Genomic DNA, 21,733 nt, shown 5'->3' on the forward strand with positions numbered 1-21,733 from the left:
ATTTAAATTAATTTGTATTTAATGATCTTATATTATACAATATGCCATCCTATTGTTCTGTAATTACAACTATGCCACACAACAAAAAAACCTCTAGTTTACAAAATTTACCTTTAGATAAGCTAAAACAAAATCCATTATTAAGTTGGTTGGCGCTTTATATCCCATTGCTTTCAAGGATTATTAAGATAGAGCCTCAAGATTCAGCATTTATTAACCTGTTACCTATAGACATTAAAAAAGAAATACTTCTTTTTATACCTAAGCCTGATTGGGTATCATTAGCTAAAGTAAGCCAGGAATGGAGAAATATTGTTCTTAGTGCCGCGAAAAATTATTTAGATTCTATCGGTAATCACTTAACAACATTGGAGGCCACTAACTTTGACTCTTTAATTAACGATATGTTACAGACGGTTGATGGGTATGTACAAAGGGGAGGAAGAAGACAAGAGGTAAAAGCACTCAAAGTCCTAGGAGAGAAGCTACCTGATTTGCATAGCCCTCTTGCAAAGCTACTTTGGATAGATAGAAGATTAACTCAAGTTGATAAAATGATTAAATCAGAGTCTGGTCGTTTTACTCTTTTAGGATCTAGCACGTACAGTAACAACCCACTGTTTAAAATTATTGCACCTATTATTAAAACTTGTAAAGAATTCACTAATGAAAGGTGGGTTCAAGATGCAATTATCTGTATGAAATTAATTCCAAAACATGAATTCAGTAAAGCTTTAATTGAAGTTAAAGCTTTAGAATCTCACGCAACGGAAGAGATCACACCTAATTTACGTAACGTTAGTGAGTTAAAATTAACTCGATATTTGTAAATTACAACCCATATTCATTTGTATATGTTGCCTTGCTCAATGTAATAATGCCGCTTTTTGATCGTACAGTAGTCATTAATGTTTGCGCACAAACAGATATAATGATATTAACTCAGCTTCCGAGTTGGGAAAAAATTCGATTATATTTGGACTAACTTTACCTTCAATAAAATTATGTAATGAAAAATGCTTGTTCAAAATATTAGATACCTGTTACAAAGCTGGTTTGATTTCCCTAACTCTAAACTTTTTTGTCAGGTCGCTACTGTAGACAATGGATATCCTCATGTTAGAACAATGGATTTATATGATTTTACTGACAAAGGATCGCTAATTTTTTTGACAAAAACTGGTTCTAGAAAATGGAATGATCTTGAAAAAAATTCCAATGTTGCTGTGTGTCTATTAAATTTAGAAGTTGGCCAAATAATAGTTGAAGGCTCCGTTTTATTACAAACAAGTGCGAATAATTTAGCTATGGCTACTCTTTACTGGAGAAACTATTTACCTAAATACTGGCAGAATTTCTATTTATCGCATTCTTCTCAAGATAATCTTTCAAAAGAGATACCGTCATCATTTGGAATCATTAAAATTATTCCTCATGCGTGGGAGATTCTAGAAATTAATACAGAGGATTTTCTCAAAGGCTCCAGAAAAAGATTTACATTAAAAGAAAATACTTGGATTATGACAGAACTGCCTATTGAATAAATCCAAGGATGCCTTAATTTTGTACTTTGGATTGGCATTAAAGTAATGTTCAGTTCCTAAAATTAATAAATTAATGGATTTAGCACTATATGAGCAAACCTAATTCTTTTCACAATTTAGAAACCTTAGGTGGTATTTTATTATTTATTGCGGCTGTGCTTGCAATTATTATTGCTAACTCTCCTTTTAATATAATTTACGAAAAATTTTTGCAAATTAATGCTAGTGTTTCTGTAGGAGATCTTTTTATTAAAAAGCCGCTCATACACTGGATTAATGATGGCTTAATGGCAATTTATTTTATGCTTATTGGTCTTGAAATTAAGAGAGAAATTAATCGAGGCATTTTAAGCGACAGAACCAACCTTCTGGTTCCCGCAATTACTGCTTTAAGTGGTTTGCTTATCCCCGCTCTTATTTTTATTTTTTTTAATGCTCACGATCCAATTTATATTCGAGGATGGGCAATTCCTACTGCAACTGATATTGCTTTTACACTTGGCATTGTTTCTCTTCTAGGTTCACGCGTGCCTTTTTCACTAAAAATTCTCTTAACCGCAATTGCCATTTTTGATGACATTGCAGCTATTGTGATCATTGCTTTATTTTACACTCATAAACTGTCATTACTTTCCCTTATGCTGGCTTTTTTCTTTACCTTAATTTTAATAAGCTTAAATTATTTTAAATGTCGTCGTATTTCTCTTTTTATGCTTTTTGGAGTGGCCTTATGGATTGCCGTATTAAAGTCAGGGGTACATGCAACCCTCGCAGGCATTGTAGTTGCTATGACCATTCCTGATGAGGGAAAACGTTCTATGCTTACACGCCTAGAAAATGGTTTACATCTTTGGGTTGTCTTTTTAATTCTTCCTCTTTTTGCATTTGCTAACGCAGGAGTCACCTTTATAGGACTTAACCTAGCCATGTTCATGCATCCTATTGTTTTAGGAATAGGATTAGGATTATTCCTTGGCAAACAATTTGGTATTTTCTTGTCTTTAGGTTATTTTGTTAAATTTAAGCATCTCCTTAAGAAGGACAATGTTAGCCTTACACAGGTTTATGGCATAGCGCTGATTTGTGGCGTAGGCTTTACTATGAGTTTGTTTATTGGCTCTCTAGCCTATCCATATAATAATTTAAATTTGATGCCTTTAGTTAAGATTGGTGTCGTTTTAGGCTCTTTCTTTTCAGGATTAATAGGCTTTGTAGTTCTAAAAAAATTTAGTACAAATAGGAGTTAAAGATTAATTGTACGTTAGTAGTAACTTGATATGTTATTCAACTTTGGCTAACAAAACTTATTGAGATTACAACATCAGAATTACCGTTACCTAAACGAAAAACCTCTAGTATAATATAAAAAAAGAATGGTTGCTTTATAACAATCTGTCAGATATTTTAGCAACTATATTCTGAAGCTTACCTAATTTCAAGGCAACAAATAAATAATGCTTATAGATAATAAATTTAATCTAATATTCGACTTTGATGGCACGTTAGCAGATAGCTTTTTTGCTGTTATACAGAAATTTAGTCTTTTAGCTAACGAATTAAATTTTCGCGAAATAAACCAAGCAGAAGTAGATAAATTAAGAAGTCTAAGCTCCCGTGAACTTATTGCCTACCTTAACATTCCTATTTATAAATTACCTAAAATACTGCGTAAAGCAAGAGAAAGCTTAAGTAAAGATATTTATTCTTTACCGATTTTTGCAGATCTACCAGACATATTAACTAAATTACAGCAATTAAATTGCACATTAGGAATATTAACTTCAAACTCAGAAGAAAATGTGCTTATCTGGCTTAATCATTATAAAATTCAGCATTTATTTAGCTTCATTCATGCAGAATCAAGCTACTTCGGTAAAAAAAATCTGTTAAGAAAAATAATTAAAGCGCATCAAATGCCTTTATTAAAGACATTCTATATTGGTGATGAAACAAGGGATATTGAAGCAGCGCAAAAGGCCAATATTAATTCAATAGCTGTTTCTTGGGGATTTAACTCCGAAGAAACACTTATGCAATATCAACCTAGCTATCTTGCGAAAACACCTAAAGATATATTAAATTTCATACAAGAGAAAAAGCAGTAGAATTAACAGAAATTCGACTCTTTTCTTTATGATGAAGCCATAGCTATATTTTCTATAGTTTGCATCTCATCTTCAGAAAGCTCAAAGTTATTAATATTTAAATCATCCTTCATATGCTTAGCGTTTGTTGTTCCCGTTAGAGGCAGTATGCCAATTTGTAATGCAAAGCGAAAGATAATCTGTGGGATAGTTTTATTATATTTTTCAGCTAATGATTGCGTGTAGGAGTCTAAAAGATAACGATGATTAGCAGTAAGCAAAGAAAATCCTTGATAAGTTATCTTATTTTGACTACTAAATAACCTGATATCTTGATCCCACCTAGTAATAGCAAAACAGCGGTTTTGGATAAAAGTTGGTTTAATCGCAACGCTTTCGTATAGCTCCTTTAGCTGCTCAATATTGACATTGGAAATACCTAAAAACTTGACTTTTCCCGTATAGACTAATTCTTCCATAGCTTGCCAAATTTCTAAATCAGCCTTGTTTATTCCCTGATATGATGTAGGACCATGTAAAATATAAGAATCAATATAATCTGTCTTAAGATGGTCTAGAGAACTTGCAAAAGACTGCCTAACTTGCTCTGACAAAGAATCAGTTTCGTTATAAGGTTTTCGGTGATCCTGACCATCTGCTGGCGTGAATTTTGTTTGGATAAATAAGTGATTACGTTTTTTTTGGCTAGTGTGTAAAAATTCCTGAATGGCTAAGCCAACACCCTCCTCAAAATAATGCTTACGTTGATTAGCCGTATCAATGCCTTTAAATCCTAAATTAAGCGCTTGCAAAACTAGTTCTTTCGTTTTCTCCTCCTTCCAGGCAGTACCATATAAAATAGGAGGTATTGATACATTAGCCATCGATTTATTGCATTGCTCTGAGATCATAATAACAGCCCTTACCTGGCAAGTTTACAATAGCTATCTATATTGCTAGCTTTCTGACTACAAACCCTTAAGAAACTGACCTAATAATATATTTTATAGCTTAACAGAAAAACTCAAGAAGAAATTCTGCTAAGCCAGGGAGATGAGAGCGCTATAAACATACTATACTTAATTTTAATAAAGTGAAATGGCTCTAAGTCAGTTATTACATTTTTATTTTAAAAGTTTAATGGAACGAATTATATGAAACCCAAAGGGATAATACTATTAATTGGCGGAGCCGAACAGAGAGATGATGAAGGACCTGACATCAAAAAAGACGAATACGGTTTTAATCCTTATGAGATATTTAAAGAAATATTAAATGAATGTCCTTCTAAAAAAATCTTATTCATTACTTCGGGAAAGGATTTACATGACGAAACAAAAAAAAATTATGCAAACGCCTTTAGAAAGATAGGGTGTAAAACAATTGATTTCATTTTTATTGAAAAACGTGAAGATGCTGAGGTTGAAAGAAATTTACAAAAAGCAAAAAGCGCAGGGGTTGTTTTTTTTACAGGTGGCGATCAATTTTATCATGCAACCCTTTTAGGCGGTACAACCCTCATTAAGACAATTAAAGAAAAATACTATCGTACTAAAAATTTCATCGTAGCCGGAACAAGTTCAGGTGCTATGGTTATACCATCCGTGATGATAGCTTCAGGGGGACAGACAGAAGCCCTACTACATCAAAAGTTAGATATCTCTTCAGGGTTTAGTTTATTGCCGGAATGTATCGTTGATACTCATTTTATCAAAAGAGGACGATTTAGCCGTCTAGCTCATGCCATCTTATTAAACCCTGAAAAATTAGGGATAGGCCTAGGTGAAGACAGTGCCGTACTTATTCGTCATAGCAATGAAGCAGAATGTATAGGTTCAGGCATGGTTATTATCATTGATGGGTCGGAAATCAAACAAACCAACATAGCCGAAGTTGAAGAAGGAGAACCTATCTATTTAGACAACGTTAGAGCTTATTTTTTAGTTAGAGGCTGTAAATTTTTATTAAAGGAGCATAAATTTATATCACCTAAATCTTAGAAAGATTACAAATTTTTAAAAGTAATCATTAAAGAAAGAAAAAAAGAAGTTATAATGTAAAAAATTTGGATAGAGTGCGAGTAAGCAGTCTATTTTCTTGAGAATACTTTATGTCTAAGATTATTCAATCCAGTCTGGATTTTACGCTCCATGTCTTTAAGCCTATTACTAGCATAATAATTACATTAGGAACGCTAGTGCTATTTATTAACCCACCCATACTTATGGCGGGGACAGAAAATAGTTTAGATGATCCAAAACAAAGGTTAGAACTTAAAAAATTCTATCATTCAACTAAAGGCCCAAACTGGATACGTCAGGATAATTGGCTCTCAGAGAAAACTTCCTATTGTCAATGGCATGGTATCATTTGTAATGAACAAGGGCAGGTCATTGAAATTCAATTATATGATAATAATCTTGAAGGAAAACTATCGGATACCTTATGTAATTTAACTGAGTTAAAAACGCTTTACTTAAGTTTTAATAAGATTGGTGGGTTTATTCCTGATTCTATTGGACAATGTAAAAAGCTTGAAAATATTTGGTTAAAAGCGAATAAATTAGCAGGAAAAATACCTGATTCAATAGGCAATATTGAGAACCTTAGCTGGCTTGATTTGCATGCGAATCAATTGTCAGGAGAAATACCAGCAACAATTGGTAAATTAGATAAATTAGAAATATTAAGGCTTGATGACAATAACCTTACTGGAAGTATTCCGGAAACCCTCTTTGAGCTTACGAGTTTAAAGGAGCTCTATTTATTCAATAATCTTATTTCTGGTAACTTAAGCTCTGCAATAGGACAATTAAAGAATTTACAACACATCTATTTTGGACACAACAAACTAAATGGTACCCTACCAAGTGAAATCACTTCTCTCTATAATTTAAAAACATTGCGAATTGAAAATAATAATTTCACTGGTTCTTTACCAAACGAACTAGGAAATATGTTTAATCTTCAGGTTTTACGTCTTGATAATAATCATTTTACCGGGCAAGTTCCCCAAAGTTTGTTGGAAAATGAGTCTAATTTTCAGGTGTTGGATTACTCTAATAATGATTTTGATTAAATCGAAATCACATTTCAGTTTTTTCAATATTCATTAACGAAGCGAAACCTAAGCTTTAGCCTACTGGCCTCTGCTTAGGCTACGCTAACATTTAAGTATCAATTAAAACTATTTAACATAAGTTGTACTAGCGCTGTAATCAGCAGCAGGTGCACAACCAAATAGAGCACAGCCGCAACCAGTTAATGTTAAAGAAGATGAAATAACAACAAACGCGATTAGTAATTTTTTCATAATGGCATCCTTGCTAAAGTTTAAAATAGTACTCAGTGTAATAGTTATACACTCATCTATTTCGGTATCTTTAAAAAAAACTTTAATAAAATTAATTAAATTGTAGACTACCGAGTTAATAAATTATATATCAAGGTAAACAATTTGCGTAATCTATCACCTCCTAACTTATAAAATACCTATTTAGAAAGAGTTTTAACTTATTATGTTTAATGTGTTTATTTAATTATTTAATTCAAATATCATTTGCAGATTGGGATGAATTTCAATACAAAATTTTTACTAGCTAAAATAGTCGGTTTTATGCCTATTTTGTAATGATTTCAATAACATAGAAACTCTACCCAATAAAAAAAATGAATTTTATTACTAAGGAGAGTTTGATGGGCCGCTTTGGGACTTTATTTATTAGTGGACTTTTATATTTTTCTAGCAATTTTAGTGTATTTGCACAGCTACCTAATAATTATCAAGATTTATCTGCCCAGCAAAAACAAGATTTATTATGGGATGCAGTTATCAAAAGCCATGAAATTAATCCCTTACCTGAACTAAATGGCAATAGTTTTAAAGAAGTATTCGAAAAACTGAAAGGATTATTTAATCTAAGCGCTACTTTTGATCATATTAGTGATGAGCTACCAAAAGGACGAGTAAAAATCATTCATGCTAATGGCTCGGTAGGAAAAGTTACATTTATTCCTTCACCTAATCATCCTTTTACAGGTATTTATCAAAAAGGAGGTATTGGTCTGGCGCGTCTTTCGCTGGCTGTTGCGCCGGCAGAAAATACCTATATACCCGGTATGGCTATAAAATTTTTAATATCACAAAATCCCTCCGTAAACTTACAAGTTATGAACTCACTTGAGGGACAACAAGAAAATTGGAATTACTTTGCTAAGGATTTTTCAAATCATATATCTCACCCAACAAGCTGGACGTTAAAAGCAATCGAGAAAATTTTTGAATGGACGCGTGATCCTGCCAATGATTTACCGCTTTGGCATTTAGCCGCATGGACAAGTGAGGGTAGATTTGAGGGCATTCCTGTATTTCCTGAGCAAATTTATTTCAAGCCAAGTAGTACAGTAAGCAATCTAATTCCTGAAAATTCTCGCGAAGACTTTAGAATATCCTTTTCGCAAATACCTATAGGCCCTTTATATGAAGTCTATGGAAAATACCGCGGTACAGAATATTATATTGGCACTCTAATGCTTGAAAGTAATTTATTAGCCTCACACTATGGAGATAAAGAATTATTTTTTCAACACCAGCGCTAGAACTTAAAATATAGTTCATGCTTGAGTTTTATTCCTTTACCTATAAACGTAAACGAAATACCTTAGTAAAATATATTTTAATTAACTTTTAGATAAAGTAAGCAGTTTTACTTTATTTCAAATCATGCTCCTGAATTTTTAATTATCTTAAACATCCAGGAGCAATACATATTTAGAGCTGAATATTATCAATAAGCAAACTACTGCTAGTATCTACATAACTATCGGAAATAAAGGCAGCGTCATATACAGAAGCTACAGTTTCGGTATCGCTGCTGGTAGTAGTTGACACTGCTACTGCATCAGTACTTTCAGCTGGAGCTTCAGCACTAGGCTCTGGTGCTGCTACTACATCAGTATCTTCAGCTGGAGCTTCAGTACTAGGCTCTGGTGCTGCTACTACATCAGTATCTTCAGCTGGAGCTTCAGCACTAGGCTCTGGTGCTGCTACTACATCAGTATCTTCAGCTGGAGCTTCAGCACTAGGCTCTGGTGCTGCTACTACATCAGTATCTTCAGCTGGAGCTTCAGTACTAGGCTCTGGTGCTGCTACTACATCAGTATCTTCAGCTGGAGGTTCAGTAGGGGCTGTTCCACTTCCGCCATCCTCTGCTGGCGGTTCATCAGTTCCTGCGCCACCATCAGCTGGCGGTTCAGTAGTTCCTCCACCATCAGCTGGCGGTTCAGTAGTTCCTCCACCATCAGCTGGTGGTTCAGTAGTTCCTCCACCATCAGCTGGTGGTTCAGTAGTTCCTCCACCATCAGCTGGTGGTTCATCAGTTCCTGGTCCTCCATTTCCATCACCATCGTCCGCGTCAATAATATCAACGGACACCGCTTCAAAATTTCTTACGGATAATTGAATAGTACTAAATGTAAAATAAGGATTCGCATCATATCCTGAGCTTAAAGAATTTGAATTTGAGTTATTGGCAATCCATGTATTTAACGCTTCAATCTCTGCTTGTATCTGTTGATACTGAAGAGTAGTAAGCTTAAAAACGAGGGTGTCAAATCCAGCTCCACCATCATAAACATCTTGATCTAATATACTAAAACCTGAGTAAATAACAGTATCATCCCCCTCACCACCTAAAAGGATATCATCTCCTTCACCACCTAAAAGGATATCATCTCCTTCACCACCTACAAGGTTATCATCCCCCTCACCACCTAAAAGGTTATCATCTCCCTCACCACCTACAAGGTTATCATCTCCTTCACCACCTACAAGGTTATCATCTCCCTCACCACCTAAAAGGTTATCATCTCCCTCACCACCTACAAGGTTATCATCTCCTTCACCACCTACAAGGTTATCATCCCCTGCGCCACCTACAAGGGTATCATCTCCTTCACCACCTACAAGGTTATCATCTCCTTCACCACCTAAAAGGTTATCATCCCCCTCACCACCTACAAGGTTATCATCCCCCTCACCACCTAAAAGGTTATCATCTCCCTCACCACCATTAAGAATATCGTTTCCAGAAGTGCCATTTAAGGTATCATCAGTTGAGGTGCCAATAATCGTTGCCATCTCGACTTCTCCTTTCTTGATGAGAGATTTATGGCATCCAATCACTAAAATCAACTCGACAATATTAAAGCCCAAGCCCAATTTTCCCAGCCGAGGCAGGTTACGCACTAAAAGTGCAACTTAATCTTATCCCTTAATACGATAAATTTTCACTTAAATGGACTTAGCAAAAACTAGGCCTCATTTAGACATTTAGCCTTCCTTGCGTAGAAATGGGAATTTTGGAATCCATACCGGAATACTATGCTCAGTTAAAGTGATATAAAAAGCATATGATATAAATATAGTCATTATTGTTTAAATTTTCATCAAAAGTTAATTTTTTTTACAAAAGTAAATTTAGATAGCTCATATCTGAACGCGTTTAAAAGATTATCCCACATCTTAAGAATAAGAAATTTAAGCAATTTAAAGAAAAAATTACATAAGTTCCTTCCCTGCAAAAGGTACAAAATCTACCTTAGATAATAAGTAAATTATATTGAATTAGTTAAGATACATAATAAAAGGAAACTTAATGCTTATAAAAATTCTCATTAGTACTTTTCGATAATTCAATTAGATTTATTGCGTTTACCTCGTTTAAATAACCTGTTAACTCTTTATCCGCTATACTATGGATAGATTTGACGAGCTGAGTATGAGATTACACTAAATTAGTGTGAGAAAAATATGGATAATAAGGATGATCATTTATTAACAGTCCTGCTTAAATTATGTGAGCTGCATCATAAACCTACGTCAAGTATAAACTTAATAGCAGGTTTGCCTTTAGTTAATAATCGACTTACACCACAATTATTTGTGCGAGCTGCTGAGCGTCATGGATTTATGGCTAAAATAACAGAGCAAAAACTCCTTAAAATATCACCTTTAGTTTTACCGGTCGTTCTATTACTTAAAGATGATAAGGCTTGCATACTTATGAAGTATACTGATACTCAGGCTGAAATTTATTCCTCTGAATTTCATGAGCATTTGCAAACCATTTCTCTAGCCGAGCTCGAAAAAGTTTACACAGGCTTTGCAATTTTAATTCAGCCACTTACGACATATGATCAAGAAACCGCTACTAAACAAAGCAAGTCTTGGTTTTGGGGAACTTTGTGGGATTATCGCTCTACTTATTATGATGTTTTATTTGGAGCGATGCTCATAAATATCCTCACTCTTGCCGTTCCTTTATTCACAATGAATGTTTACGACAGGGTCGTCCCTAATAACGCAATGATTACTTTATGGGTTCTGACTATTGGAATGGTAATACTTTTATTATTTGATCTAATATTTCGCTTTATGAGAATGTATCTAATAGATATTACTGGCAAAAAGGCCGATATTGTTATTGCTAGTAAGTTATTTAATCAAATTTTAAATTTACAATTAATTAAAAAACCAAAATCAACGGGAGAATTAGTTAATACTTTAAGGGAATTTGAATCTATACGTGATTTTATTACCTCTTCAACACTGACAACCTTGATTGATATTCCTTTCGTAATTATTTTTATTGCTTTTATTGCTTATTTATCCTTTCCAGTAGCTCTAGTTAGTATCATCGCAATTCCCATACTTATCTGCCTTGCTTTAATTATTCAAAAAAACCTCCATAAAGTTGTTAAAGAAGCTAATTACGCCGCAGCAAAAAAAAACGGTATCTTGTTTGAAAACTTAGGCGGCCTTGAAACTATAAAGAGTCTTAATGCACAAGGTGTTGCCCAATTTAAATGGGAAAATATCGTCGCAGTTAGCTCACGCTTGAATTTAAAATCACGCTTTTTATCAGGCTCTATGGTTAATGTAACTTATTTTATACAGCAATTTGTTATTATTGCCACTATTGTTGTTGGTGTTTATCAGATAGAAGCAGGTACACTTTCTTTAGGTGGATTAATTGCTTGCAGCATCTTATCAGGCCGGGCAGTAGGTCCTTTAGGACAGTTTGCTAATATCATTACTCGTTTTCAACAAGCCAGAACAGCTTTACAAGATATAAACAAATTAATGGCCGAGCCTTCGGAATTAGATGAAGCTCAAACTTTTATATCTCGCCCAATTCTTAAGGGAGATATAGAATTTAGAGATGTGACCTTCTCTTACCCTGATCAATCTAGGCCTGCTTTAAATAATATTAGTTTCAAAATAACGCCAGGCGAGCGAATCGGTTTGTTAGGTCATATTGGCTCTGGCAAAACAACTATCCATAAGTTGCTATTGAAGCTTTATCAACCTCAAAAGGGAGCAATATATATCGATGGTATGGATATCAATCAGCTTGATCCTGCAGAAATTCGCAAAAGTATCGGCTATATTCCTCAAGAAACTATTTTATTTTCCGGTAGCTTGCGCGATAACATTGCTCTGTCTATGCCTTGGTCAAGTGACAATGCGATTATTCGTGCCAGCGAAGTATCTGGCGCCATAAAATTTATTAATAAACATCCCGAAGGCTTCAACCTTAATATTGGCGAACGTGGAGAAGGCTTATCTGGCGGACAACGGCAACTTATTAGTATTACTCGTGGTTTAGTTGCTGATCCTCCTATTATCTTAATGGATGAGCCTACTAGTGCTATGGATGATCTTTCAGAACAAGCGCTTATAAATCATATGCTTCCTTATTTACAAGCCAAAACGTTGATCTTAATTACGCATAAATTAACCATGTTGCGATTAGTAAACCGGCTTATTATTCTTGATAATGGGCGTATTGTTCTTGACGGGCCTAAGGAGCAAGTCTTAGCAGCAATCAATAGAAATCAAACTAAAAAACAGGCATTATGAAAGAGATAAAAAATTCCAATAAGTCTAAAAAAGAAACTCTTATAGGAACAGATGAAGAGTTTATCTCTGATAGCAAATCAGCATTACTAAATCGATCTGCGCCCTTAGCGCATGGTGTTTTAATTACTTTCATTATCCTCTTTTTTATCCTACTTATCTGGTCTTATTTTGCCAAGATTGAAGAGATAACCATTGGGGAAGGAAAAGTAATTCCTTCTTCACAAGTTAAAAGTATACAGAGTCTAGATGGCGGAATTGTCGTTCAAATTATGGTTAAAGAGGGTGATCTTGTAGAAAAAGGGAAGGTACTTATGCTCTTAGATAATACGCGCTTTAAAGCAGATTACTCTCAGGCTTATGAAAAATACCTCGCTCTTTCAGCGATAGTGGCCCGATTTAGCGCTGAGGTTGCAAATCAAGATAAGATAACTTTTCCTAAAATTTTGAAAAACTATCCAGAATTAATGAAACGAGAGGCTAGACTCTTTAACGAACGGAGAAGTGCTCTTCAGGAGCAATTAAACTTATTGCAGCATAGCCATGATCTTATTGAACAAGAAGTTAAAATGTATGGACCTCTGCTGAAAAAAGGGTATGCCTCAAAACTTGAATATCTTCGAAGCGTACGTGCGGCCAATGAACTTAAAATTAAAATGCGAACTTTAAAAGATACATTTCGCGAGCAAGCACTTACAGATTTAAACAGTCATAAAGCTGAATTAGCTATTGTAATTGAACAGCTGAACTCACTTAAAGATAAGATGGTACGTACAGAAATTATCTCACCTGTTAAGGGAATCGTAAAAAAACTAAATGTTGTTACCATAGGTGGAGTTATTAAACCAGGGGACGTGATTATGGAAATTGTTCCATTTGAAGATAACCTTTTAGTTCAAACGAAAATAAGCCCTAAAGATATAGGATTTGTACAAGTAGGCCAAAATGCTACTGTAAAAATTACAGCTTATGATTATTCTATTTATGGCGAATTGCCAGGAAACGTTGAATACGTTAGTGCCGACGCTATTACAGAACAAGGCTCTGCCGCTGAAAAACAACAATATTATTTTTTAGTTAATGTAAGAACTAACCGAAATTATTTGGGTAAGTCACGTAAACTTTATATTTTGCCAGGAATGACAGCAACTGTACACATTAAGACAGGAGAAAAAACAATTCTGCAATATTTAATGAAGCCACTCATTAAAGCCAAACATGAGGCGCTAAGAGAGCGTTAGTTTATCTGTATTGTAAATATTATTCAGTTATTGTAAAAGCGAGAATAAAGATAATAAATGCGCCAATAATACTAAAGATTGCTGATAATTTTTTAGGTACTTGCTTTGCGATCGCCATACCAACTATTGTGGATATAAATGCCCAACCGCCAATAGGAATTAAATAAGGCAATAGAGGCTTATTAGAGACCGCTAGACTAACCCCAACAGCCAGTGCATCAATACTAGTTGCAATGGAAACAATTAAGATTTTTATAAAGCTATGAAATTTTAAGTTTAAATCCAGCTTTCCACTTCTTAACTCTTTAATACCCTCATAAAACATATGAGCTGCAACAGCAAAAAGTAATAAGAAAGCAACCCAGTGGCTAATTGAGCTAAATTGAGCAAGAATTTTTTTCCCAGCTATTGCGCCTAAGAGTATTGCTATGACCTCAGCGCCACCTGATGAACATGCAAATTTTAGAGAATCACTTAATTTATGCGGTCTAAAACCCAAGGCCACTGCTACCGAAAACGAATCAGCACTTAACACTAGCCCCCAAATTATGGGTTCGAGTAAATTCATTTATTACCTAAAGGTTTAGGCTTTTGTTAGATTGATAATCTAAAATAAATAGAATTAAAGAGCCAGCTAAAATCTACATAAATTTAGTATTATAAATTTAAGAGCTTAAAAAGCTTGCCAATCTGCAAATCTTTATATTGCTGATTGGTTTGCTCTGACATTTAAAATAGTATTTTCCTTTACAAGCTTTGCAAAAGTTTCACGAATACCAAATAAAGTAATAAATACGCTAATAAGAGGCATTAAAACTAACAGACTAAAAGAATAATGATAGGCAGTTAGCAAGGACATTTGATGAGATTGCCACAGCAAAATACTTCCCATAAGAGGCGCATTTACCGAAACTAAAAGCATTATCATTCCGTTGTTAAACCCTAAACCAGCAGCTAGATAATGAGTTTTACATTGCTCTCCAATAACGACTATACCAATACTTGCTGCACCTACGCCTAAGCCAAGAGCAAAAAAACATACAGCGATTATTTCTTCTAAAGCAGGTAAATAAGCAGGTAAATATATTATGCTTGTCAACGCTATAAAAGAAGTTAATGCGCTAAATAAGAGAAAGGGCTTCCGCCGTTTAATTTTGTCTGAGAGATAACCAAAAATAGGACAGCCAATGGCAAAACCTAGCCAAGATAACGTGATCATATAAGATGAAAAATTAGAGGAAAAACCGCGATGCATTAAAAAATTCTTTCCTTCATTTTCGGATAAATATTCTAGGCTGAAATAGTTGAAGCTACCACATAATATAATGCACCAAATTTGCGGCTCCTTAATCAAAGTATAAAGATTATTTAAGGTAGCTTTTGGCCGAGATAAAATAATAAAATGACCAGAATGTTGTTTATTCTTTTCTACAAAAAGTAGAATTGCCAAAGAAAGAAAAGCCCCTACTCCCGCTAATATAATAAATAGCTCACGCCAACTAACCATCCCGGCGCCAGCAAGCGTATTTAAAGGCCCACCGGCAATCATTGGACCTAAGGTGCCAAAGAACTGTGACAAACCAATAAAAAAAGCAATGTTAGGTTTTGGCATCCAATCGTAAACTGCAACCAATAAACAAATAAAACCAAATGATGATCCTAACCCCATAATCACACGACTAACGATAGCCATGTGATAAGTAGTAGCAAAGCCGAATCCCAAGTTAGAAACGGCACAAAGTAAGGCCGCCATAAACAGGGTCTTTTTTAAACCAAATCGATCTACAATTATGCCTATAGGTATTTGCATAAGGCCATAAATTAATGAATAGGATGTTGAACTTAATAAAGCAAATTGCACTTGGCTTAGCTCTAATTCATTCATGATAGGCTGCTGAAAGGTACCTAAGATTGTACGCAGCAAAAATTCATATAAATAAAAGAAGACACATATTAGCCAGACTAAAATGGCCTTGGCTGTTGGTTTATGCAAGCTCACTGTTTACAGCCTCTTGTTGCTCAGCCCAAGCTTCTAAAGTCATTTCAGCATGATTATTGTCAATAAAGAAGGCTATTTTAAAAATGCTTTGGCCTTCATGAATTAAGGGATTACGATTTATGCCAACAATGACCCCATCTTGATTGGCTTTAACAGACTCCCCTGTATCTGCACAAAAAGGATCAATTATTCGACCAATGATTTGTCTTTTTTTAATAAATTGCCCTAATTCCACTTCAACCACTAATACACCGCTTCGATGCGCACGAATCCAATCTTGCTCTTGTGAAAAGACGGGTTTTAAATTATTGAAATCTTCTAGCTCTTCTGCATCAATCATATTTAAAGATTCCATGATGTTTTTGATACCTTTAATACCAAGATTGATAGCAGACTCATCAAACCGTCTAGCTTCACCTGCTTTGTATACTAAAAGAGATATATTCAAATCATCAGCCGTTTTGCGTAACGAATGGTCTTTTTTAACATGATTAATAACTGGCGCTAGAAATTGCCTAGCCAGCTTTTTACTTTCTGGTTGATCTAAATCGCAATAAATCTGAGGTAATAAATCATGATTAATTTGGCCTGTTATAATTTCAATGCAATAGGAAGCTTTTGTTAATATTTCTCGCGTAAATACTTCAGCTATACGTTCACCATAAGAACCTTCACTATCACCTGGAAAACATTGCTCTAAATTAGTTTCATAAGGAAGAGAACTAGAATTATTAATCAAACCAAAAACATTTAATACAGGCACTGCGATTAATGTACCTCGAATTGATTTTAATTGATCAGCTCTAAGAAGACGATTAATAATTTCAATACCATTTAGTTCATTCCCATTAACGCCAGCAAAAATTAATAAGCAAGGGCCAGCTTGCTTGCCATGAATAACCTTAATAGGCATATAGAAATTTGTACACGAATAATACTCTGGTAGTGGCAAAGCTAAATTAGCGCTCTCACCTGGATGAATGGTTGCATCACAGATCATTAAATTTGTATTTTTCATAGGTATTCAGCTTCTAAATCAATAATTATAAAAATATTTTAATAACAACAGTTCCAGCATTATACCAGAAAATGAGTACCTACCCTAAAATGAAATAAATGGGCCACTAAGCTTATTCAGGAATCTACACTATGCTGCCGCAGAGCCTCATAAGCTAGGGCCTATTTTTTAGATATTGCTTTGCATGTTTGCACCAACTGATGGATACCTTGATTCTCTATAAAAGTCAGCCATTAATTGGTAAATACTAGGCCTTGAAGAAGAGTTAGCAAACAAACCAAATGCTGGTGCTTCATTAAGCTCAATGCCCTGTTCAGCAAGCTTAGCAAGTAGGTCAATTTTTAACTCACTAATAAGTTTTGCTGCCTCTCTTAATAATTCTATTTTTAATAAAGCCATTTTTTCTGATGAAATAATATCAAATTGTTGAAGTTCATTCTTAATTAGGGCAATAAACTCTTTTTTAATTTCTAAGGTGCTATACAGGGTGGAATAGGTATAATAGTTAGCATAGAGAAGGTTTGAAAGATTTTTTATTAAGCTATGCCAGCTGCGATCATGAAGCATCCATAGTATGGGATCATTAGGAAATACTTTATAACAGTTTTCTAAATAACCTGCGCCGAATTCTAACAATTCAGACAATTGCGAAGTAAATTTATCTAAATCAGAATCAAAAATATTAATTCCATTATATATTTTCTCACTTTTAAGTTCGCCTAAAATTTCTTTTTTAAGTGCTTTGGTATGCCGGTGCAGAGCAATTAAATCAACATTTTCTTTTTTGAGTAATTCTTTTAAGCTCTGCGCGGAGTTAATGTAATTTTGGAAACCGTGAATTTGCTGTACTTGGGGATGACTTAAGATATAGGAATAAATTTCATAAATACCCAAACTTAATCGATAAACACCTAAAGCATAAGTAAATTGCTGCATAAAAACTTGTGCCATAGGCGTATAAGCCTTTGGGGGGTTAAAAACGTAAAGGCCCTGTTCTTTCTGAATTTCTATTGGTAAACCACAATTAGCAATTTGAGAATCAAACGCTGTTATGAGACTTGAATAGTCAGTTGAAATCATATTATCTATGAATGATTCATCAACTAAGCACACTTCCATGGCCCCTTTAATTTGATTGAAATCAAAGACCATTTCATTTTCTTTAGCAGGCTCTCTTAATTTCTGTAGGCGCTTAGCATTGAAAAAATAATCTCTTAATAAACTTCTTATTTCAAACATAACTTTTTGATAATGAACGAAACGTGCATTAATAGGCTTATATACTGTATCGAGCTCCTGCTGATAACGCTCTAACTCTCCTCCCATATTTCTCTCCTTTAAATCTTTCTTGGTAACTGATATACACCTTCATAGTAACAAGCAGCTTATAAATTTATTTTTATAATCCGTTTATCATGATTCGAGAATAGCTTATTGATAGCTTAGAGGCTAGTTTATAAGATGGTTTTAGAAACAAATTCAAGATACCACTTTAGCTAGAACTATACCTAGATTTTTTCGTACTCTATCTCAGGGCTATATTTACTTAAAGTGGGATGCGCACCGAAGTATGCAAAATTTAAGATAAAGCTATAATTTAGAAATTATGTACATTATAAGGCAAATTTTAACTCATATGTCTCCATAAGCCAACTTCAATTGCAACTTGCTCTTCAGGTGTTGGCAGCTCAGGGGGCTGACTAACTTTAGGCTTTGGAACTGGATTTAATCTGCCATAGTGATGACCTGCATATAACGCAGTACCTAAATCCTCAAACATATCGCCATGTAGGCTAGTACTTGCAGTGGTTTTTAATAATTCTCCAAGCATATCTTTATAGGTATACGGTTTTTGAGCTTTTGAATTAGGGTTATCTGTCTTTTCTTTAGCAACGAGCCCTTGATAAGCTACTAGAAAGTCATTCTTGAATTGCTCAAGCAATGAACGCCTGCTCTTTTCCATCGCAGGAATAATTTTTTCAATTTCTACTACAAAATAAGCTTCTGATAATTTGCCCTCTGCAAAGGCCTCTAACAAGCAAATAAAAGATGCTTGCGCTCTCATACTATCATAGCGTTGGCGCTCATCTCGACGCCAAAATTTTAATACGCTGGGTTTATGATCAGAAACTAAATCATTAATCCGTTGGAGTTTAGCTTTCCAACTTAACTGATCATTATTTACAATCTGATAAATTTTAGCTTTATTTTCAAATTCAAAATGTTGATGTCGTTTTGGCCAATTCCAAAACGCCAATATATTGGGTTTTGGAGCTGTAACAGTCGGGTCACTTGCCTTCATAAGAATCATCGATTTATCATCGTCCTTGAGATGTTCGAGTGCTTCGTCATGGGCCCACATAAGTTGATTTTTTGCATTCTGTATCAAAATTGGGAATGACAATTGATAATCAAGCGTAACTTTTTTATCTAATAAAAACAACTCCTGTAATATACTTAAATGACGGTTAGTCTTACCAATTCCAGGCCTGAAATAGAGCTCACAACGCAACTCTCCCAATGCGTTTACTAATTGTTTTTGAGCGGCCCGATAATATTTTTTTAACTCATCAAAATCTGCTTCCAAATTCTTAAGTTTCTGATCACCTTCGTTATATTTTTCTCTCTCTTTTCTATAAAGTTTAATTGCTTTTGCATAGGATTTATTTAATTGAAGGAGTGCGGTTCTGATTTCAATTGTTTTATCAAATAGATTCTTTTCAGAATGGACAATACGATAAACTTCACCAGCCATTGAAATATATATTTTATTAAAAACTCCAGGTTGATTTTTCTTAGCAAAAGCTGCGTTATAGGGACTTAAGTTTATTTGTATAAAGGTACTGATTACTTTAATTAATATTTTTTCCTGAACTGGCATTAACTCCATTAAATGTTTAAGAACGTCGACCACTTCAGCACAAGCAATATCATTTTTTTGCAACAATTGATTAACTATTAGATGCAAATCGATGGATAGGCGCTGGACATAATCATCAACTTCTTCTTCACTCAATCTAGATACGTCTGCTGCTACGCCAGATAATTGGTTAATTAGACTTTCTAAAGCCGGTTGCAGCTGTTCATCAATAGTATTAATTAGCTTCAGTTTTTCATTTGCGAGCTGAATATAACGGCTATATTTCTTCTTTATCGGTTCACTGCCAGCTATAATTTTCTTTTCTTCCAATTCAAGACGCTTTCTCGCTAGTAGGGCTGCTAGGCGCTCTGCGTATTCACGGACACCTGTTGGGGTATCAATATTGAAAATCGTCTTGCCAAAGTAGCGAAGGATGTCATCGGCTTTTGCTTGCTTCAATGCTCCTGCGCCGAATGAAGCACAATTATTACTATAAAATTGATAATCATCGATAATAACCTGAATTTGTGTTCCACTCTCACTTGTGACAATTTTAGTGTACTTTTTTTTGATTTCTTCTGCCCATTTATAAGCAGCATCAAAGTCAAGGCCATCTTCAAAATTACATTTTATCACTACCGTTTCACAGCGGCGAAATTTGTGATTTTTGGTCTTACCGACAAGTGATTGATCATACGCAAGATCGACAAAATAGCCTTGGCCTACATTAGGTGTTGGTAATTTTACCGCCTTAAATATGTTGTCTACAGTTGTCCGCTCTGTTCTTGGGCGAACATAAAAACCTAAATAAATACGTTCGTCCTTATTTTTATATAATTCGACAGTGGTATGGCCATCTGTTGGAATGCCCAAGATTTCATGGCCCCCTTCATCATCATTGGCCGAAGCATACCAAGTCCTAACAATAATAGAATTTTCTAGTTCCTCTTCTTTTCTTTCTTCTTCTATTTTTTCCAATTTTGACTGGATTTCATCAATTTGAGCTTCTAGAATTACTTTAAAGTTATTTAAAGCACCAACTATCTTTTGAAAGTCTTCCTCAAATTCCGCAGGTTTTTGACCTAATCTGCCTAATAAATCGTGTTTAAATCTGTAATTAGACGCTAGGTCATCGTACATGTATTTAGCAGTGCCGATAAAACTAAGTATCTCTGCTACATACTTCTGCTGTTTTTCTATCTCTTTAATTTTTTTTAAAAGCTTTTCATGCTGTTCATCGGCTGATCCTTGACAGAATGAAAAATCAAGTTTTGGAACTAGAGCTGTAACAGCCTTAGTAAATACTGCTAGATTAAATACTTTTAGTTTGGCTGGAAAACCTCTTAAAGCGTCAACACCTTTTAAATGTATATAATTTCTCGCTAATTTGGACAACGCTGCAAATTGAGGATAGGGTTTTTCTAGAAAATTTTTAATAATATATGCAGCAGTGCCAGGAGTTTCTGATGCTTTTTTAGCGTCTAACGAAATTTGAATTATTGGAATGTGCTCGACTTCTGCTTCTGAAAATACAATTGGATATTCAGATTGGCCTGCTCGATCATTTTCTTTAGCCTTTTCATCCTTTTGAAGAGTCTTTTTACTTTGCCGTTTCAATAACTTAGTAATCTCTTCGTAAGGGTCGAAGCCTTTAAAATTTTTAGGGTTTAATTCATAATGTTGGCCGTTTAGAACAATATGCCACCTATCCTTGCGATGAATTTCCGCATCTGCAGGACTTCCATTAGCAGTAGTGATCTTCTTAATCTGCTCAAATAGTCCCTCTTCGACTTCAAATTCACGAAGTTCTTTATCTTTCTCGCCACGAAGAACTTCAAATAGAATTTTCATATAACCTTTCTAAACTAAATTTAAATTAGATTGTTAATTTTAATACATTAATTATATATAATTAACATTAAGACTTTATTAAGAATAAAATGAAAAATAAATAATCAATATAATGACTTTGGTAGGCTAATTATAAAAAATTTCAAAGTGCTCAAGCTCTAACTCTTCTCCCCTATTTCTCCCTAAATCCCTCTCCTTTGCAAGCTATATGCACGT

Annotated in this window: 17 protein-coding genes; 9 read left to right on the plus strand and 8 right to left on the minus strand. The window is 34.4% G+C overall.

Annotation, left to right across the window (positions count from 1 at the left end; all coding sequences use genetic code 11):
* Positions 1–71: 71 nt before the first annotated feature.
* From ACQUW5_RS05960 to ACQUW5_RS05975, 4 genes are all read left to right on the plus strand, one after another.
* The gene (locus ACQUW5_RS05960) at positions 72–830 is read left to right on the plus strand and encodes an F-box protein (RefSeq protein ID WP_444990306.1); all 759 of its coding nucleotides are present in this window, start codon (positions 72–74) and stop codon (positions 828–830) included.
* 186 nt (positions 831–1,016) lie between these two features.
* Positions 1,017–1,544, plus strand: coding sequence for a pyridoxamine 5'-phosphate oxidase family protein (locus ACQUW5_RS05965; protein ID WP_444990307.1), 528 nt, complete (start codon positions 1,017–1,019; stop codon positions 1,542–1,544).
* Between the two features lie 89 nt (positions 1,545–1,633).
* On the plus strand, positions 1,634–2,791 hold the full coding sequence (gene nhaA, locus ACQUW5_RS05970; protein WP_444990308.1) for a Na+/H+ antiporter NhaA: 1,158 nt from the start codon (positions 1,634–1,636) through the stop codon (positions 2,789–2,791).
* A gap of 207 nt (positions 2,792–2,998) precedes the next feature.
* Positions 2,999–3,649 carry an HAD hydrolase-like protein gene (locus ACQUW5_RS05975; protein ID WP_444990309.1) on the plus strand — a complete coding sequence of 217 codons (651 nt, stop codon included), beginning with the start codon at positions 2,999–3,001 and terminating at the stop codon, positions 3,647–3,649.
* 26 nt (positions 3,650–3,675) lie between these two features.
* On the opposite strand, the gene ACQUW5_RS05980 is transcribed toward ACQUW5_RS05975, so the two are convergent.
* Complete coding sequence (locus ACQUW5_RS05980) at positions 3,676–4,539, minus strand: aldo/keto reductase family protein (protein WP_444990310.1); 864 nt, start codon at positions 4,537–4,539, stop codon at positions 3,676–3,678.
* A 243-nt stretch (positions 4,540–4,782) separates the two neighbouring features.
* Between ACQUW5_RS05980 and ACQUW5_RS05985 the strand changes: the two genes are divergently transcribed.
* Entirely contained in the window at positions 4,783–5,628 is an 846-nt protein-coding gene (locus ACQUW5_RS05985; protein WP_444990312.1) for a cyanophycinase, read from the plus strand.
* Between the two features lie 110 nt (positions 5,629–5,738).
* Entirely contained in the window at positions 5,739–6,707 is a 969-nt protein-coding gene (locus ACQUW5_RS05990) for a leucine-rich repeat domain-containing protein (RefSeq protein ID WP_444990313.1), read from the plus strand.
* Positions 6,708–6,815: 108 nt separating this feature from the next.
* Here ACQUW5_RS05990 and ACQUW5_RS05995 read toward each other — a convergent pair whose 3' ends face one another.
* Positions 6,816–6,941 carry a hypothetical protein gene (locus tag ACQUW5_RS05995; RefSeq protein ID WP_444990314.1) on the minus strand — a complete coding sequence of 42 codons (126 nt, stop codon included), beginning with the start codon at positions 6,939–6,941 and terminating at the stop codon, positions 6,816–6,818.
* 383 nt (positions 6,942–7,324) lie between these two features.
* On the opposite strand from ACQUW5_RS05995, the gene ACQUW5_RS06000 reads away from it, so the two are divergent.
* Positions 7,325–8,227, plus strand: coding sequence for a hypothetical protein (locus ACQUW5_RS06000; RefSeq protein WP_444990315.1), 903 nt, complete (start codon positions 7,325–7,327; stop codon positions 8,225–8,227).
* 172 nt (positions 8,228–8,399) lie between these two features.
* Here ACQUW5_RS06000 and ACQUW5_RS06005 read toward each other — a convergent pair whose 3' ends face one another.
* Positions 8,400–9,767 carry a calcium-binding protein gene (locus tag ACQUW5_RS06005; RefSeq protein ID WP_444990316.1) on the minus strand — a complete coding sequence of 456 codons (1,368 nt, stop codon included), beginning with the start codon at positions 9,765–9,767 and terminating at the stop codon, positions 8,400–8,402.
* 672 nt (positions 9,768–10,439) lie between these two features.
* Here ACQUW5_RS06005 and ACQUW5_RS06010 point away from each other — a divergent pair.
* Both ACQUW5_RS06010 and ACQUW5_RS06015 read left to right on the plus strand, forming a co-directional pair.
* The gene (locus ACQUW5_RS06010; RefSeq protein ID WP_444990317.1) at positions 10,440–12,551 is read left to right on the plus strand and encodes a type I secretion system permease/ATPase; all 2,112 of its coding nucleotides are present in this window, start codon (positions 10,440–10,442) and stop codon (positions 12,549–12,551) included.
* Positions 12,548–13,789 (plus strand): HlyD family type I secretion periplasmic adaptor subunit, encoded by a 1,242-nt coding sequence (locus ACQUW5_RS06015; RefSeq protein ID WP_444990318.1) that lies wholly within the window; start codon positions 12,548–12,550, stop codon positions 13,787–13,789. Before ACQUW5_RS06010 ends, ACQUW5_RS06015 begins: the two co-directional genes overlap by 4 nt.
* A 19-nt stretch (positions 13,790–13,808) precedes the next feature.
* Here ACQUW5_RS06015 and ACQUW5_RS06020 read toward each other — a convergent pair whose 3' ends face one another.
* The 5 genes from ACQUW5_RS06020 to ACQUW5_RS06040 all read right to left on the minus strand — a co-directional run bounded on the left by ACQUW5_RS06020 (position 13,809) and on the right by ACQUW5_RS06040 (position 21,517).
* On the minus strand, positions 13,809–14,357 hold the full coding sequence (locus ACQUW5_RS06020; RefSeq protein ID WP_444990319.1) for a manganese efflux pump MntP: 549 nt from the start codon (positions 14,355–14,357) through the stop codon (positions 13,809–13,811).
* Positions 14,358–14,489: 132 nt separating this feature from the next.
* Entirely contained in the window at positions 14,490–15,788 is a 1,299-nt protein-coding gene (locus ACQUW5_RS06025) for an MFS transporter (protein ID WP_444990320.1), read from the minus strand.
* Positions 15,775–16,806, minus strand: coding sequence for a succinylglutamate desuccinylase/aspartoacylase family protein (locus ACQUW5_RS06030; RefSeq protein WP_444990321.1), 1,032 nt, complete (start codon positions 16,804–16,806; stop codon positions 15,775–15,777). Before ACQUW5_RS06030 ends, ACQUW5_RS06025 begins: the two co-directional genes overlap by 14 nt.
* A 168-nt stretch (positions 16,807–16,974) precedes the next feature.
* The gene (locus ACQUW5_RS06035) at positions 16,975–18,132 is read right to left on the minus strand and encodes a hypothetical protein (protein ID WP_444990322.1); all 1,158 of its coding nucleotides are present in this window, start codon (positions 18,130–18,132) and stop codon (positions 16,975–16,977) included.
* Between the two features lie 301 nt (positions 18,133–18,433).
* Positions 18,434–21,517 (minus strand): hypothetical protein, encoded by a 3,084-nt coding sequence (locus ACQUW5_RS06040; protein ID WP_444990323.1) that lies wholly within the window; start codon positions 21,515–21,517, stop codon positions 18,434–18,436.
* Between the last annotated feature and the right edge of the window lie 216 nt (positions 21,518–21,733).

The sequence above is a fragment of the Legionella pelazae genome, from assembly GCF_052527395.1.

Coding starts and splice junctions, on each gene's coding strand:
- ACQUW5_RS05960 (WP_444990306.1), top strand. CDS start 72: ATGCCACACAACAAAAAAACCTCTAGTTTACAAAATTTACCTTTAGAT.
- ACQUW5_RS05965 (WP_444990307.1), top strand. CDS start 1,017: ATGCTTGTTCAAAATATTAGATACCTGTTACAAAGCTGGTTTGATTTC.
- nhaA (WP_444990308.1), top strand. CDS start 1,634: ATGAGCAAACCTAATTCTTTTCACAATTTAGAAACCTTAGGTGGTATT.
- ACQUW5_RS05975 (WP_444990309.1), top strand. CDS start 2,999: ATGCTTATAGATAATAAATTTAATCTAATATTCGACTTTGATGGCACG.
- ACQUW5_RS05980 (WP_444990310.1), bottom strand. CDS start 4,539: ATGATCTCAGAGCAATGCAATAAATCGATGGCTAATGTATCAATACCT.
- ACQUW5_RS05985 (WP_444990312.1), top strand. CDS start 4,783: ATGAAACCCAAAGGGATAATACTATTAATTGGCGGAGCCGAACAGAGA.
- ACQUW5_RS05990 (WP_444990313.1), top strand. CDS start 5,739: ATGTCTAAGATTATTCAATCCAGTCTGGATTTTACGCTCCATGTCTTT.
- ACQUW5_RS05995 (WP_444990314.1), bottom strand. CDS start 6,941: ATGAAAAAATTACTAATCGCGTTTGTTGTTATTTCATCTTCTTTAACA.
- ACQUW5_RS06000 (WP_444990315.1), top strand. CDS start 7,325: ATGGGCCGCTTTGGGACTTTATTTATTAGTGGACTTTTATATTTTTCT.
- ACQUW5_RS06005 (WP_444990316.1), bottom strand. CDS start 9,767: ATGGCAACGATTATTGGCACCTCAACTGATGATACCTTAAATGGCACT.
- ACQUW5_RS06010 (WP_444990317.1), top strand. CDS start 10,440: ATGGATAATAAGGATGATCATTTATTAACAGTCCTGCTTAAATTATGT.
- ACQUW5_RS06015 (WP_444990318.1), top strand. CDS start 12,548: ATGAAAGAGATAAAAAATTCCAATAAGTCTAAAAAAGAAACTCTTATA.
- ACQUW5_RS06020 (WP_444990319.1), bottom strand. CDS start 14,357: ATGAATTTACTCGAACCCATAATTTGGGGGCTAGTGTTAAGTGCTGAT.
- ACQUW5_RS06030 (WP_444990321.1), bottom strand. CDS start 16,806: ATGAAAAATACAAATTTAATGATCTGTGATGCAACCATTCATCCAGGT.
- ACQUW5_RS06035 (WP_444990322.1), bottom strand. CDS start 18,132: ATGGGAGGAGAGTTAGAGCGTTATCAGCAGGAGCTCGATACAGTATAT.
- ACQUW5_RS06040 (WP_444990323.1), bottom strand. CDS start 21,517: ATGAAAATTCTATTTGAAGTTCTTCGTGGCGAGAAAGATAAAGAACTT.